The sequence below is a fragment of the Xanthomonas hawaiiensis genome, from assembly GCF_031834635.1.
Lineage (GTDB): Bacteria > Pseudomonadota > Gammaproteobacteria > Xanthomonadales > Xanthomonadaceae > Xanthomonas_A > Xanthomonas_A sacchari.
This window is the reverse complement of sequence record NZ_CP115873.1, coordinates 2,218,543-2,232,731: the sequence shown is the minus strand read 5'-3', so window position 1 is coordinate 2,232,731 and position 14,189 is coordinate 2,218,543. Positions and strand designations below refer to the sequence as shown.

Annotated in this window: 12 protein-coding genes; 7 read left to right on the top strand and 5 right to left on the bottom strand. The window is 68.9% G+C overall.

Going from position 1 to position 14,189, the window contains the following annotated elements; all coding sequences use genetic code 11:
- The first annotated feature begins 1 nt into the window (after nt 1).
- Nucleotides 2-2,809, top strand: coding sequence for a S9 family peptidase (locus tag PG878_RS09700; RefSeq protein WP_209031351.1), 2,808 nt, complete (start codon nt 2-4; stop codon nt 2,807-2,809).
- Between the two features lie 205 nt (nt 2,810-3,014).
- Here the strand turns inward: PG878_RS09700 and aroA are convergent, their stop codons facing one another.
- The gene (gene aroA / locus PG878_RS09695) at nt 3,015-4,331 is read right to left on the bottom strand and encodes a 3-phosphoshikimate 1-carboxyvinyltransferase (protein WP_209031350.1); all 1,317 of its coding nucleotides are present in this window, start codon (nt 4,329-4,331) and stop codon (nt 3,015-3,017) included.
- Nucleotides 4,332-4,734: 403 nt separating this feature from the next.
- On the opposite strand from aroA, the gene PG878_RS09690 reads away from it, so the two are divergent.
- Complete coding sequence (locus PG878_RS09690) at nt 4,735-4,968, top strand: hypothetical protein (RefSeq protein WP_209031349.1); 234 nt, start codon at nt 4,735-4,737, stop codon at nt 4,966-4,968.
- An 81-nt stretch (nt 4,969-5,049) separates the two neighbouring features.
- Here the strand turns inward: PG878_RS09690 and pheA are convergent, their stop codons facing one another.
- Together pheA and serC are read right to left on the bottom strand one after the other, a co-directional pair.
- Complete coding sequence (gene pheA, locus PG878_RS09685; RefSeq protein WP_017916069.1) at nt 5,050-6,198, bottom strand: prephenate dehydratase; 1,149 nt, start codon at nt 6,196-6,198, stop codon at nt 5,050-5,052.
- Nucleotides 6,199-6,277: 79 nt separating this feature from the next.
- Nucleotides 6,278-7,363 (bottom strand): 3-phosphoserine/phosphohydroxythreonine transaminase, encoded by a 1,086-nt coding sequence (serC, locus tag PG878_RS09680; RefSeq protein WP_209031348.1) that lies wholly within the window; start codon nt 7,361-7,363, stop codon nt 6,278-6,280.
- Nucleotides 7,364-7,516: 153 nt separating this feature from the next.
- On the opposite strand from serC, the gene msrP reads away from it, so the two are divergent.
- Both msrP and msrQ read left to right on the top strand, forming a co-directional pair.
- Nucleotides 7,517-8,485 carry a protein-methionine-sulfoxide reductase catalytic subunit MsrP gene (msrP, locus tag PG878_RS09675; protein WP_209031347.1) on the top strand — a complete coding sequence of 323 codons (969 nt, stop codon included), beginning with the start codon at nt 7,517-7,519 and terminating at the stop codon, nt 8,483-8,485.
- 134 nt (nt 8,486-8,619) lie between these two features.
- On the top strand, nt 8,620-9,249 hold the full coding sequence (msrQ, locus tag PG878_RS09670) for a protein-methionine-sulfoxide reductase heme-binding subunit MsrQ (RefSeq protein ID WP_209031346.1): 630 nt from the start codon (nt 8,620-8,622) through the stop codon (nt 9,247-9,249).
- Here the strand turns inward: msrQ and PG878_RS09665 are convergent.
- Complete coding sequence (locus tag PG878_RS09665) at nt 9,218-10,015, bottom strand: FHA domain-containing protein (protein WP_209031345.1); 798 nt, start codon at nt 10,013-10,015, stop codon at nt 9,218-9,220. The two genes, msrQ and PG878_RS09665, sit on opposite strands and share 32 nt — an antisense overlap.
- 116 nt (nt 10,016-10,131) lie before the next feature.
- Here PG878_RS09665 and PG878_RS09660 point away from each other — a divergent pair, with 116 nt between their 5' ends.
- Complete coding sequence (locus PG878_RS09660; RefSeq protein WP_152236279.1) at nt 10,132-10,407, top strand: polyhydroxyalkanoic acid system family protein; 276 nt, start codon at nt 10,132-10,134, stop codon at nt 10,405-10,407.
- A 756-nt stretch (nt 10,408-11,163) separates the two neighbouring features.
- Here the strand turns inward: PG878_RS09660 and PG878_RS09655 are convergent.
- Nucleotides 11,164-11,883 carry a DUF8198 family protein gene (locus tag PG878_RS09655; protein ID WP_209031344.1) on the bottom strand — a complete coding sequence of 240 codons (720 nt, stop codon included), beginning with the start codon at nt 11,881-11,883 and terminating at the stop codon, nt 11,164-11,166.
- Between the two features lie 87 nt (nt 11,884-11,970).
- On the opposite strand from PG878_RS09655, the gene PG878_RS09650 reads away from it, so the two are divergent.
- Nucleotides 11,971-13,236: a patatin-like phospholipase family protein gene (locus tag PG878_RS09650; RefSeq protein WP_209031343.1), complete on the top strand. Its 1,266-nt coding sequence runs from the start codon at nt 11,971-11,973 to the stop codon at nt 13,234-13,236.
- Nucleotides 13,237-13,357: 121 nt separating this feature from the next.
- The gene (locus tag PG878_RS09645; RefSeq protein WP_209031342.1) at nt 13,358-14,008 is read left to right on the top strand and encodes a phasin family protein; all 651 of its coding nucleotides are present in this window, start codon (nt 13,358-13,360) and stop codon (nt 14,006-14,008) included.
- Nucleotides 14,009-14,189: the final 181 nt, after the last annotated feature.

The following is a 14,189-nucleotide window of genomic DNA, read 5'->3' as shown; positions in this document are numbered from 1 at the left end:
CATGAGCATGCACGCATACCACGGCGACCCGCAGCTGCGTCAGCAAGTGATCGACCAGCTGTACGGCCTGGAACACGCGGGCCGCTGGGAGCACCGGCCTCTTTACTGGAACGGCGAGGTCGGCAGCGTCGTCGGCAGCCTGCTGCAGAGCGACGACCTCGACCGCTGGGAGGCGGACTTCGGCCTGCCGAAGTGGCTCGCCCTGGCAATCGACTCCATGGTCGCCGGCAATTCGACCCTCGGCGTGGCATGGGGCATCCACCTGCTGCAGGGCATTCCGCCCGGCATGCCGATGGATACGGTGGGCAGCCGTACCCTGCTGGAGCTGTTGAAGGGCAAGACCCACGGTCTGCACGGCCTGGAAGCGGCCGCAGGCCTGGCCGAGGCGCTGGAAGGCGTTGCCGCGCTGCATGCTGCACGCCTGGAGGGCCAGGACGTCGACGGCGCCCGCTGGCGCAAAGCCCGCCGCGCTGCGGTCGAGCAGACCAATGTCCAGGAGCCCGGGTCGGTCGCCGCGGCCGTGGGATCGTGCATCGAAGCCGCCGCCTGGGACCCGATGCAGTCCCGCAGTGCCGTGTCCGACACGCTGCGCGGCTGGATGAGCGCACGGATCGCGGCGGGCATGGCCGCCTACTCCTGGAGCAAGGCGGACGACGACGACATGAAGCAGTTGCTGGGAGCCCTGCATGAGGAAGACAAGGCCAGCCGCGAGCCGGGCGACACCGAATACACCAATGTCTTCCTTCTATTGGAGCAAAAGCATCCCGAGAAAGCCAAGCGGCTGAGGGCCTTCTACAGGTACCAGAGGAACCAGTACGCCAAACAATGGCGCCAGGCAGCGCTGGTGCTGCAGAACATCCTGCATGCCGCCGACGGCTCCGCGCCCGCCGCGCTCATCCCGCGCAAGCACCTGTTCGCCAACCCGGCGCGGGCGGCCATGAGCATCAGCCCGGACGGCCAGTGGCTGGCCTGGCTGGCCGACGGCGATGGCGTCATGAACATCTGGGCCGCGCCCAGCAGCAGCCCGCAGGAGGCGCGGCAGATCACCCATGACACGCGACGCGGCATCCAGGGCTTCCACTGGACCTACCTCCCCGGCATGCTGCTGTTCTCGCAGGATCGCGACGGCGACGAGAACTTCCAACTCTTCGGCGCAGACCTCACGGATGGATCCCTGCGCGCCCTGACGCCCGCCACGCCCGGCGTGCGCACGGGCGTGCAGAGCGTCAGCCGACAGCGGCGCGAGGAGATCGCCATCGTCTCCAACGCGCGCGACGCGCGCTTCTTCGACGTGCATTTACTGAATCTGCGCAGCGGTGAGCTGCAGTGCCTGGAAGAGAACCCGGGCTTCGCCGGCTTCGTGCTGGATGCGCGCTACGAGCGCAAGCTGGCCGTGCGCAACACCCGCGATGGCGGCAGCGAGTGGCTCCGCCGCGATGCGGCCGGACACTGGCAGCCCTGGCAGGTGTTCTCCGCCGAAGACGCACGCAGTTCGGCCCCCTCCCACTTCGACGCGCAGGGCCGCACGCTATATGCCTACGACAGCCGCGGCCGCGACACCGCCGCGCTGGTCGCGATCGATTGGGACAGCGGCGCCATCAGCGTGCTGGCCGAGGACCCGCGCGCCGACATCGGCGGCATGCTCACCGATGCCGCCAGCCACCGTCCCCTGGCCTACGGCGTCACCTACGAGCGCTTCAAGCTGCACATGCTGGACGAAGCTCTATTGCGCGACATCGAAACCCTCGACGATGCCGCCGGCAACGGCGAATGGCGCATGACCGCACGCACCGAGGACGACCAGCGCTGGATCGTCGCCCTGTCGTCGGACACGCGGCCCTCGTCGACGTGGCTGTACGACCGCCAGGCGCGCACGTTGCAGCACCTGATGGACCTGCGGCCCCGGCTGACCTGGGCGCCGCTGGCACGGATGCAGCCGGTGGTCATCCCCGCGCGCGACGGGCTGCCGCTGGTGTCCTACCTCACCGTGCCCGTGGATGCCGACGCGGGCGATCTGCGCGCCGCCAATCCGCTGCCGCTGGTGCTGTTGGTGCACGGCGGCCCGTGGTCGCGCGACGCCTTCGGCTTCAACCCCATGCACCAGTGGCTGGCCAACCGCGGCTACGCGGTGCTGAGCGTCAACTTCCGCGGCTCGACCGGATTCGGCAAGCGCTTCGTCAACGCGGCAGACGGCGAATGGGGCCGCAAGATGGACGAAGACCTGGACGACGCCGTGGCCTGGGCGCTGCAGCGTGGGATCGCCGATCCGCAGCGCTTGGCCATCTTCGGCGCCAGCTATGGCGGCTACGCCGTGCTGTCGGCGCTCACGCGGGATCCGACGCGCTACGCCTGCGGCATCGACGTGGTGGGGCCCTCCAACCTGGAGACGCTGCTGGCCTCCATTCCCGCCTACTGGGAAGCGGACCGCGTGCGCCAGCACCGTGCGCTGGGCGACCCGGGCACCGACGCAGGCCGTGCGCAGTTGCGTGAGCGCTCGCCGCTGCACCGCGCCGCGCAGATCCGCACGCCGCTGCTCATCGCCCAGGGCGCCAACGACCCGCGCGTGAAGCAGGCCGAATCCGAGCAGATGGTGGCCGCGCTGCGGCAGAGCGGCATCGCGGTGACCTACGCGCTCTACACGGACGAGGGCCATGGCTTCGTGCGGGAGGCCAACCGCATGTCGTTCAACGCGCTGTGCGAGGACTTCCTGAGCCACCACCTGGGCGGCCGTGCAGAAGCGTGGTCCGAAACGGACTATCCGGGCCATTCGCTGCAACTGACGCGGCATTCCGCACGCAAGGTCGCATGATGGATGCCGGCGCCGCCACTCCACTGCGCGCTGCGTAGCGGGGTGGCGGCCGAGCGCGCAAGCGAGCGTCTCAGCAACATCCCGCCCCCGGCGACGCTCGCCGAGGCTTGCCGCACGCGCGAGGCGGCACGTTCGCCCGAGGCGCTGCACATGCCGAAATCGATGCACGCACCGCGGCCTGCGCTCGGCAGGCCGCAGTCATGCCTCAACCGGCAGCGCGCAACCCGAATCCAGCGCCGCGCGCCAACGTGTCGAAGCCCGGGAACGACGTCGCCACGTTCGCCACGTCCTCGATCCGCACTTCGCCCTGCGCCAACTGCCCGGCAATGGCGAAGGCCATGGCGATGCGATGGTCGCCGTGGCTCTCGATGGTCCCCGCACCCAGCGGGCCGCCATGGATGGTGGCGCCGTCCGGGGTCTCGTCGACGACGATGCCGAGGCTACGCAGACCCGTTGCCATCGCCGCCAGGCGGTCCGACTCCTTGACCCGCAGCTCCGCCGCGCCACTGACCACGGTCTGGCCTTCGGCCGCGGCCGCGGCCACGAACAGCGCCGGGAACTCGTCGATCATGTCCGGCACCACGCTCTCCGGAATCGTCGCACCGCGCAGCGGCGCGTAGCGCACGCGCAGGTCGGCGACCGGCTCGCCGCCATGCTCGCTGTGGTTGTGCTCGACGATGTCCGCGCCCATCAGCCGCAGCGCCGCCAGCAGGCCGGTGCGGCGCGGATTGAGTCCGACCGCCTTGAGGGTGATGTCCGAGCCGGGAATGATGCTGGCGGCGACGATGAAGAACGCCGCCGAGGAGAAGTCCGCCGGCACCGCGATATCGGTAGCGCGCAGGCGCTGACCGCCGTGCAGGCGCGCTTGGCCCGGCGAGAACGTGATGTCCACGCCGAACGCGGACAGCATGCGCTCGGTGTAGTCGCGGGTGGGATGCGGTTCCCGCACCGAGGTGACGCCCTCGGCGTACAGCCCGGCCAGCAGCACCGCCGACTTGACCTGGGCACTGGCCACCGGCGAGACGAACTCGATGCCGCGCAGCGGCTGGCCGCCATGGATGCGCAGCGGCGGCACGCCGTTGGCCTCGGTGTCGATGCGCGCGCCCATCAGCGCCAGCGGCTCGGTGACCCGGCGCATCGGCCGCTTGGACAGCGATGCATCGCCGACCAGCACGCTGTCGAACGGCTGCGCCGCGAGCAGCCCGGCGAGCAGGCGCATGCCGGTGCCGGCGTTGCCGCAATCCAGCTCGCCCTGCGGCGCCTGCAGCCCATCCACGCCCACCCCATGCACGACGCGCTGCGACGGCGACGGGGTCTCGATCCGCACCCCGAGCCGCGCGAAGATCGCCGCGGTCGAACGCGTGTCCTCGCCCTCGAGAAACCCCTCGATCCGCGACGTGCCATCGGCCAACGCTGCGAACATCACCGCCCGGTGCGACACCGACTTGTCCCCCGGCACCGTCAGCGTGCCCTGCAGCGCAGTGCCGCGCGTTGCGATCCAGCCTTGCTCGTTGCTCATCATCGTTCCTGAAAGTCCAACCACCCGAAGATCCACCCCTACCCGACGACACCGCGGCCGCTACCGGCGTTCGCGCCACCACTACAACGCTTACACCCAGTCAGCCACCGCCATCGCTGTTGCTGTTGTTCTCGCTGTTGCTGTTTGCTCTTGCTCTTTGCTGTTGCTCTTTGCTGTTGCTCTTTGCTCTTTGCTCTTGCTCTTTGCTCTTGCTCTTTGCTCTTTGCTGTTGCTCTTTGCTCTTGCTCTTTGCTCTTGCTCTTGCTCTTGCTCTTGCTGTTTGCTCTTGCTGTTGCTGTTGCTCTCAATCCCCCGTGAGGGCTGGCGGGCACGGCGGGTAAAACCCCGTCAGGGGCGACGCGCAGGATGCGCGTCGTTTTCGGCAGGCACATGGATGTGCCTTCCGATGTCCCGTCGTGACCGCGGACTCCGCGCGCAGCGCGGGGCAGCCCGCCCGGGTGTGCTTTGTTTTGGTTACTTTGATCAGCCTCCGGCTGCTGTAAAGCGCTTCTTTGCACAAGCAAAGAAAAGTGACTCGCGCGTCAGCGCGAAAGCTGTTGCCGTTGCTGTTGCTATCGCCGTCAAAGCTATTGCTGTTGAAGAAGGGATTCATTCCCGAGGAACGCTCCGTCGCGGCTGAAGCCGCTCCTACAACAGGTGCACATCTCCTCGTGACCAAAGCGCCCCGCCACGACAGTGCCGACACAACCGCGCGACCACCTCAAGGCACCGCCACCGGATACGACCCCAACACCTTGATCTGCGCCGAATGCGCCTTCAACTCCGCCAACGCCAACTTCATCGCCTCATCCTCCACATGCCCCGCCAGATCGATGAAGAACCCGTACTCCCACTTCGCCTGATGCGACGGCCGCGACTCGATCCGGTTCATGCTGATCCCATGCCGCGCAAACGGACTGAGCACATCGAACAGCGCACCCGGCTTGTCGTGGATGAACACCAGCACCGAAGTGCGATCGTGCCCCGACGGCGGGAAGATCTGCCGCCCGATCACCAGGAAGCGCGTGGTGTTGTCCGCGTCGTCCTCGATCGACTTCATGATCACCTTCTTCAGCGCATACACATGCGCCGCGCTCTCCCCGCCGATCGCCGCCGCATCGTCGGCATTGCGCGCGCGGCGCGCGCCCTCGGCGTTGCTGGAGACCGGAATCTTCTCCACCTTGGGCAGGTTCGCGCGCAGCCAGCCGGCGGTCTGCGCGAACGACTGCGGATGCGCGTAGATCCGCTCGATCGCGTCCAGCCGCCCGCTGCGCGAGAGCAGGAACTGATGCACGCGCAGCTCGGTCTCGCCGCAGATCTTCAGGTTGGAGGTCAGGAACATGTCCAGCGTGACCTGGATCGTGCCCTGCCCTGAGTTCTCCACCGGCACCACACCGAAGTCGGCGTTGCCGCTTTCCACTTCCTGGAACACTTCCTCGATGGTGGCCATCGGCAGGCCCACCGCCGAGCGGCCGAAGTGCTTGAGCACCGCCTGCTGGCTGAAGGTGCCTTCCGGCCCCAGGTAGCCGATCTTCAGCGGCTCCTGCTGCGCCAGGCAGGCGGACATGATCTCGCGGAACACGTGCACCAGCACTTCGTCGCTGAGCGGGCCCTGGTTGCGGTCGACCACCATGCGCAGCACCTGCGCCTCGCGCTCGGGGCGGTAATAGTCCACTGCCGCGGCAAGCTTGCCCTTGGCCTTGCCGACCTGGTGCGCGAACTGCGCGCGCTCGGCGATCAGTGCCTGGATGGTGCGATCGATCTCGTCGATCTTGGCGCGCACGTCGGCCAGGGCCGGCGTGGCGGCAGGTTTCGCGGACTTGGCCGGCTTGGCGTCGGCGGCGGGAGATTTCTTCGGCTTTGCGGCCATGGATCGTGGGTTCCTCGGTGGTCCGGATCGCCGCAGCGATCCGGTCGCGGCTGAAGCCGCTCCTACAAAAATCGGTGACTCAGCCGTGGCGCTGCTGGAAGTCGCGCATGAACGCCACCAGCGCCTGCGCGCCGGCCAGGGGCATGGCGTTGTACAGCGACGCGCGGATGCCGCCGACCGCCTTGTGGCCCTTCAGCGCCAGCAGGCCGGCCGCCTTGGACTCAGCGACGAAGCGCGCGGTGAGGGTCTCGTCCGGAAGGAAGAACGGGATGTTCATCCGCGAGCGCACCGCCGCCGCGACCTCGTTGCGGTAGAAACCGCCGGAGGCGTCGATCGCCGAATACACCAGGGCCGACTTGGCCTGGTTGCGCGCGGCGAACGCCTCCACTCCACCTTCGGCCAGCATCCACTTGAACACCAGCCCGGCCAGGTACCAGTTCCAGGTCGGCGGGGTGTTGAGCATGGAGTCGCGCGCCACATGCGAGCGGTAGTCGAAGATGTCCGCGCGCGGCTGGCCGGCGCGTTCGAGCAGGTCGCGGCGGATGATCACCACCGTCACCCCGACCGGACCCAGGTTCTTCTGCGCGCCAGCGTAGATCAGCGCGTACTTTGAAACGTCGATCGGCTCGGAGGCGATGCTGGAGCTGAAGTCGGCGAACAGCGGCACGTCGCCGACGTCGGGCGTGTCGCGGAACTCCACGCCGTGGATGGTCTCGTTGGCGGTGATGTGCACGTAGGCGGCATCCTCGCGCAGTTGCCAGGCCGCGCGCGGCGGGATGTCGCGGAAGCCGTCGGCCTCGCTGCTGGCGGCCACGTGCACGTCGACGTACGGCCCGACCTGCTTGATCGCGGTCTTGCCCCAATGCCCGGTCACCACGTAGTCCACCGTCTGCCCGGGCGAAGCGAAGTTCAACGCCAGCAGCGCCTGCTGGGTGGTGGCGCCACCGGCCAGGAACAGCACCGCGTAGTCGTCGGGGATGCCGATCAGCCGGCGCAGGTCGGCGTCGGCCTGCGCCGCCACCTCCATGAACTCGGCGCCGCGGTGGCTCAGCTCCACGATCGAGGCGCCCACGCCATTCCACTCCAACATCTCCGCCTGCGCCTGGCGCAGGACCGATTCCGGCAAGGCAGCGGGGCCGGCACTGAAATTGAACGCGCGTGTCATGGGGCACCTATCGGACAGGACCCCTAGTATGCCGCAGCGCAACAGCTTGCGGCCCGGGCAATTTAGGTTGCATTTGCATCCATTCGCCCTGCGCATGCGTAGTCTGTGTTGAAGTCCCCGCTACCGCTCGCCCCTTCGCTCCAGGAGTCCGCCATGTCGTTGCGCGATGCCCTCACCGTTCCCAGCCGCGAGATCACCGACGAGGCGGTCTACCGCGACAGGCGGCGCCTGTTGCAGGCCCTGGCGCTGACCCCGGTGGCCGGCCTGGTCGGCTGCGCCGACGCCGAGCCGCTGGCCCCGCCGAAGACCGTGGTGACGCCGGAGCAGGCGCGCAGCGGGTTCCGTACCAACGAGGAGCTGACCCGCTACGAGGACGTGAGCAGCTACAACAATTTCTACGAGTTCGGCACCGACAAGACCGACCCGTCGAAGGCGGCCAAGACCCTGCGCACCTCGCCGTGGTCGGTGAAGGTGTCCGGCGAATGCGAAAAGCCGGGCACGCTGTCCCTGGACGACCTGCTCAAGGGCCATACGCCCGAGGAGCGGATCTACCGCCTGCGCTGCGTGGAAGGCTGGTCGATGGTGATCCCATGGCTGGGCGTGCCGCTGGGCGACGTGCTCAAGCGCTTCGCGCCGACCTCCAAGGCCAAGTACGTCGCCTTCACCACCCTGGCCGATCCGCAGCAGATGCCCGGCGTCCGCTACAGCTCGATCGACTGGCCGTACAAGGAAGGCCTGCGCATCGACGAGGCCATGCACCCGCTGACCCTGCTCGCCACCGGCCTGTACGGCAAGCCGCTGCCGCAGCAGAACGGCGCGCCGCTGCGGCTGGTGGTGCCGTGGAAGTACGGTTTCAAGAGCATCAAGTCGATCGTCGAGATCCGCTTCGTCGAGCGCATGCCGGAAACCGCCTGGCACGAGTTGCAGCCGTCCGAGTACGGCTTCTTCTCCAACGTCAATCCGGCGGTGGACCATCCGCGCTGGAGCCAGAAGACCGAGCGTCGTATCGCCGGCAAGGCCAGCAAACTGTTCGCCGAGCGCATTCCCACCCGCCCGTTCAACGGCTATGCCGACCAGGTGGCGTCGCTGTATGCGGGGATGGATCTGAAGAAATGGTATTGAGGAGAGGCTGGGAATGGGGAACTGGGAATCGGGAATGGGAAAAGCGCGGCGCCTGGTGGCCGCGTCGCGCGACGGCTGGAATCGCAGTCGGCGTGCCGCGTGGCACCTGTGCCAGTACGGCGCGATGACGGCGCATGGCTAAGACCTCCGCTTCGTTGATCGCTGCCAAGGCGGTGGTGCATGCGCTGGCGCTGGCGCCGATGGCGTATCTGGGCTGGCAGTTCTGGCAGGTGTGGCAGAGCGGCAGCGATGCGCTCGGCGCCGATCCGGTGGCCGAGGTCGAGCACCGCACCGGGCTGTGGGCGCTTCGGCTGCTGCTGCTGACCCTGGCGATCACGCCGCTGCGGCAACTGACCGGGCAATCGGTGCTGCTGCGCTTCCGGCGCATGTTCGGGCTGTACGCGTTCTTCTACGCGACCGTGCATCTGGCGGCCTATCTGGGGCTGGACCTGCGCGGCTACTGGACGCAGATCTTCGAGGAGATCGTCAAACGCCCCTACATCACCGTCGGCTTCCTGGCCTGGTTGCTGCTGGTGCCGCTGGCGGTCACCTCCACCCAGGGCTGGATGCGCCGGCTCAAGCGCAACTGGGGCAAGCTGCACAAGGCGATCTATGCGATCGGCGTGCTCGCCGTGCTGCACTTCTGGTGGCTGGTGAAATCGGACATCCGCGAACCGCTGCTGTACGCGGCGATCCTGGCGGTGCTGCTGGGCTGGCGCGGCTGGCGGGCGCTCAGCGCGCGCCGAACCACAGCAGGCCGCTGAGCGCGGCGGCCAGCAGCAGGGCGCTGAGCAACAGCCACGGCCAGCGCCGCGCGGTGGCCGGGCGCGGCGCCACCGCCGGGGTCAGCGCCAACGCGGCCAGGGCCGGGTCGTCGCGCAGGGGTTCGGCGCCGACCACCTGCGGCACTTCCAGCACGAAGCGGTGCTGGGCATCGAAGACCACCTGGTCGCCGGGCTGCAGCCAGCAGCTGCGCACGGCGACGCCGTTGACCTGGGTCTGCGCATCGCCGAAGCCGCGCAGCAGCACCCGCTCGCCATGCCGTTCCAGGCGCGCATGCTGCTCGGCGCAGGCCGGATCGTCGATGCGGATGTCGCACTCGCGCAGGCGGCCGACGCTGCGTACGCGGTCCACGGTGAAACTGCGGCCATGATGCGGACCGCCGACGCCGCGCAGCACCAGGCGCGGATCGTCGTGCTCGGCCTCGCTGACCTCGGGCAGGCGCTGCAGCGGCTCGCACTTGCCCTGCACCACCATTTCGACGCCGTCGGCGTAGACCGCGTCGCCGGGGCGCAGCAAGGCCATGCGCCGCACCGGGCGGCCGTTGACGTGGATGCCGCGGCTGCCGTTGGCGACCTGCAGCCACAGGCCGCGCCGGTCCAGGCAGAACTGCGCCAGCAGCAACGCGCCCTGGGTGTCGTCGACCACGCTGACCTGGCCGGAGGCCAGCCGCACGATGCGATGCACGCCCGCGCGCAGGGGCCGGTCGGGATGTTGGCGGTTGCTGAAATGGACTAGCAGATCGTGCACGGCGGGCAGCCTAGCAGGTTGCCTGCGCGCGCAGAAGCGCGCGTGCTGGACAATGCACCGCGCATACGCACAATGCCTGATCGTTCACGTGGGCACCCGCCCGCACAGGAGCCAGCATGTCCAGCATCGACATCCGCCACGACCACGACAAGACCCCCGCGCAGGCCCGCAAGGCCATCGAAACCGCCGCCAAGAAACTGGCCGAGCGCTTCGACCTGGAATCGCACTGGGATGGCGATTCCTTGCTGTTCTCGCGCTCGGGCGTGGACGGCCGCATCGAACTGCTGCCCAAGCAGGTGCACGTCACCGCCGAACTGGGCTTCCTGCTGTCGGCGATGAAGGGCACGGTGGAAAGCGAGATCCGCCGCGTGCTGGCGGAAAAGCTGGGCTGATACGGAATTGAGCCCCTCTCCCACCGGGAAAGGGGTTGGGGTGAGGGTCCGGCGTCGAGCGCTGACGCAATCAGCTGCGCGAGGCTTCGCCCGTACCCTCATCCGCCCCTGCGGGGCACCTTCTCCCGAGGGGAGAAGGGAGAAGCCAAAGCCCCTCTCCCGCCGGGAGAGGGGTTGGGGTGAGGGTCCGGCGTCAAGCGCTGACGCAAGCAGTTGCACGAGGCTGCGCCCGTACCCTCATCCGCCCCTGCGGGGCACCTTCTCCCGAGGGGAGAAGGGAGAAGCCAAAGCCCCTCTCCCGCCGGGAGAGGGGTTGGGGTGAGGGTGCGGCGTCAAGCGCTGACGCGAGCAGTTGCACGAGGCGGCGCACGTACCCTCATCCGCCCCTGCGGGGCACCTTCTCCCGGTGGGGGAAGGGAGAAGCCAAAGCCCCTCTCCCGCCGGGAGAGGGGTTGGGGTGAGGGTGCGGCGTCAAGCGCTGACGCAATCAGTTGCACGAGGCTGCGCACGTACCCTCATCCGCCCCTGCGGGGCACCTTCTCCCGGCGGGAGAAGGGAGAAGCCAAAGCCCCTCTCCCGCCGGGAGAGGGATTGGGGTGAGGGTGCGGTACCAAGCGCTGACGCAAGCAGTTGCACGAGGCTTCGCACGTACCCTCATCCGCCCCTGCGGGGCACCTTCTCCCGAGGGGAGAAGGAACGGCCAAAGCCCCTCTCCCGCCGGGAGAGGGGTTGGGGTGAGGGTACGGAACCGCGCCCTCACTCCAACGCAAACGGATCCGGATCGCCCGCGAACAACCGCCGCGATACGGCGCGCTCGGTGGTCTCGATATCGCCAATGAACCCCTCGGCGTCGCCCAGGGTGGAAAACGCGTCGAAGCCGCGTTCCAGAAACCCCTGCAGTTCCGACAGCCCCGCCGCCTTGGCCGGGCCGCGGGCGAAGCGCAGCAGCATGCGCACGCCCGGGGTATGCACCGCCTTGGCCAGGCCCAGGCCGACGCGGGCGATCAGGTCGATCTGGCGCTGGCGCAGCCGGGGTAGCCCGGTCTGCCGATAGGCTTCGGCATACAAGGCTTCGTCCAGGCGCTTGCGCCGTGGCGCCAGGGCCTGCAGCGCCTCGGCCATGCGCAGATCCAGGGCATGCGTGAGCGCACCCAGTTCGATGCCGTCGGCGACCGTGTCCAGCAACGACGCCGGCATCAGCCGCTGCATCATCGGCAACACCTTGACGATGTCGGCGTCGCGACGGCTGAAGTCGCGGTCGCCATAGACGTCGGTGAGAAAGAACATCGCCGCCGGGCGCCGCTGCGGGTCCTCCAGGAAATGCTCGAAGCTGCGCTCCAGCCGCTCCGATTGCCAGCGCCGCAGTTCCTGCAGCCAGCGCAGCGCGTTGCGCGGTTCGCGCACGGGGTCGTGCAGCGCCTGGTGCCACGCCAGGCGGCGGCCGAGTCGTTCCAGGACGGGAGTGCTGCGCGCCATGGCCGCCGATGATGGTCGCAGCCCGGCACGACCGCAAGCGTCACGGCGCTCGGCTACACTCGCGCCACTGCCTCCTGCGGACCGCGCATGCTCTCCCTCCACAGCGCCTCGCCCCGTCCCCATTCCAACGGCCGCATCGGCCTGGCCATCGCCGGCGGCGGCCCGATCGGCGGCATGTACGGCCTGGGCGCGCTGCGCGCGCTGGACGAAGCGCTGGACGGACTGGACCTGACCCGCCTGGATTGCTACGTCGGGGTCAGCTCCGGTGCCTTCCTCACCGCAGGGCTGGCCAACCGGGTCAGCAGCGTCGAGATCTGCCGGATCTTCGTCACCGGCAACAGCGACGATGCGCATTTCCGCCCGGAAGACTTCCTGCGGCCCAACGTCTACGAATACCTGCGCCGCGCCGCGACGCTGCCGCGGCTGGCCTACGGCTGGTGGCACGACCTGCTCACCGAACCGCGCAAGACCCGCTGGTCGGACCTGATCACCCGCTTCGGCGGGCTGGTGCCCAGCGGCCTGTTCGACAACGCCGGGGTCGAGCGCTTCCTGCAGGACGTGTTCAGCCGCCGCGGTCGCAGCAACGATTTCCGCGAGTTGGGCACCAAGCTGTTCGTGGTCGCAGTGGACCTGGACAGCGGCGGCACGGTGCGCTTCGGCGAGCCGGGCATGGACCACGTGCCGATCTCGCTGGCGATCCAGGCCAGCGCGGCGCTGCCCGGGCTGTACCCGCCGGTACAGATCGACGGCCACCATTACGTGGACGGCGCGCTGCGCCGCACCATGCATGCCTCCACCCTGCTGGAGCGCGGCATCGACCTGATGATCGGGATCAACCCGCTGGTTCCCTACGACGCCACCCACGCGCCGCGCCGCAATGGCCACGTCGACCGGGCGCGGCTGCTCGCCGGGGGCCTGCCGGCGGTGCTGTCGCAGACCTTTCGCACGTTGCTGCAATCGCGCATGCAGGTAGGGCTGGAGAAGTACGCCCGGCAGTATCCGCAGGTGGACCAGTTGGTGTTCGAGCCCAACGCCGACAACGGCGAGCTGTTCTTCACCAATCTTTTCAGCTACGCCGCGCGTCACCGCGTGTGCCAGCTCGCCTACCGCAACACCTTGTCCGACCTGCGCCGCAACGCGCAGACGCTGGAGCCGCTGCTGGCCGCGCACGGCATCGCACTGCGCCACGACATCCTCAACGACCGCAGGCGCACCTTCCTCGATGGCGTGGACGTGCAGCCGCGGCGCATGACCGAGACCACCGCGCGGCTGCGGCGTGCGCTGGACGACGTCGACCAGGTCATCGCCAACCGCCGCGCCACGCGCCGCACCCGGCGTGCGCCGCCGGCGTAGCGAACGCCGCGCCGGCCAACCGTGTCGTCCGCGTACCCCACGGGCACGCTGGTGTGATTACTCTAGTCACAGTCCCGAGTCTCGAATCCCGCCACTCACCCGCCGAAGGAACCGCACCGTCATGGCCACTCTGAAGAAATCCGCGCGCAAGAAGCGCAGCACCGCCGCTGCCGACGACACCCTGCAGGCGCAGGCGGAGAAGCTGTCCAAGCGCCTGGGCGAATCGGCGCAGCAGGTCTGGCTGGCCGGCGTCGGCGCGTTCGGCCGTGCGCAGGCCGAGGGCGGAAAGCTGTTCGAGACCCTGGTGAAGGAAGGCCTGAGCCTGGAGCAGAGCACGCGCAAGCTGGCCGGCGGCGGCGTCGACGCGGTGCGCGATGCGGTGGAGAACCGGGTCGGCCAGGCCCGCGAGCGCGCCGCCGACACCTGGGACCGCCTGGAGAAGGTGTTCGAGGACCGCGTGCAACGCGCCCTGCGCCGCCTGGAAGTGCCCAGCCGCGAAGACCTGGGCGCGCTGATCGAACGCGTGGACGCGCTCAATGGCGAACTGCGCCATCTGCGCGGCGGCCGTGCGGCGCAGGCGTCGGGCAAGGCGCCGGCGGCGAAGAAGGCCGCCAGGAAAACCGCTGCAGCGCCCGCCGGCGCCGCCAAGCGCGCGGCACCGGCGCGCCGCCGCGCCGGACCGGTGGTCGCCAAGGTCGCGCCAGCCAAGCGCGCGACCGCGCCCAAGCGCGCCAGCCGCAAGCGCAGCGAGACGCCGACCACGGCCGAGTAACCGGATTGTTGCAAAGCAACACGTTTTTCCAGACAATCGAAACGGACCCGCCAGTCCATCAGAAGACCGTTTGCTCCCCTCCCCTCTCGGCTTCGGACTGGCGGGTCTTTTCTGTCCGCCGTTCCCCGCTGTCGCCTTGCCGGCGCCGTGACACGCTGGCGATACACTGACTTCTTTCGGC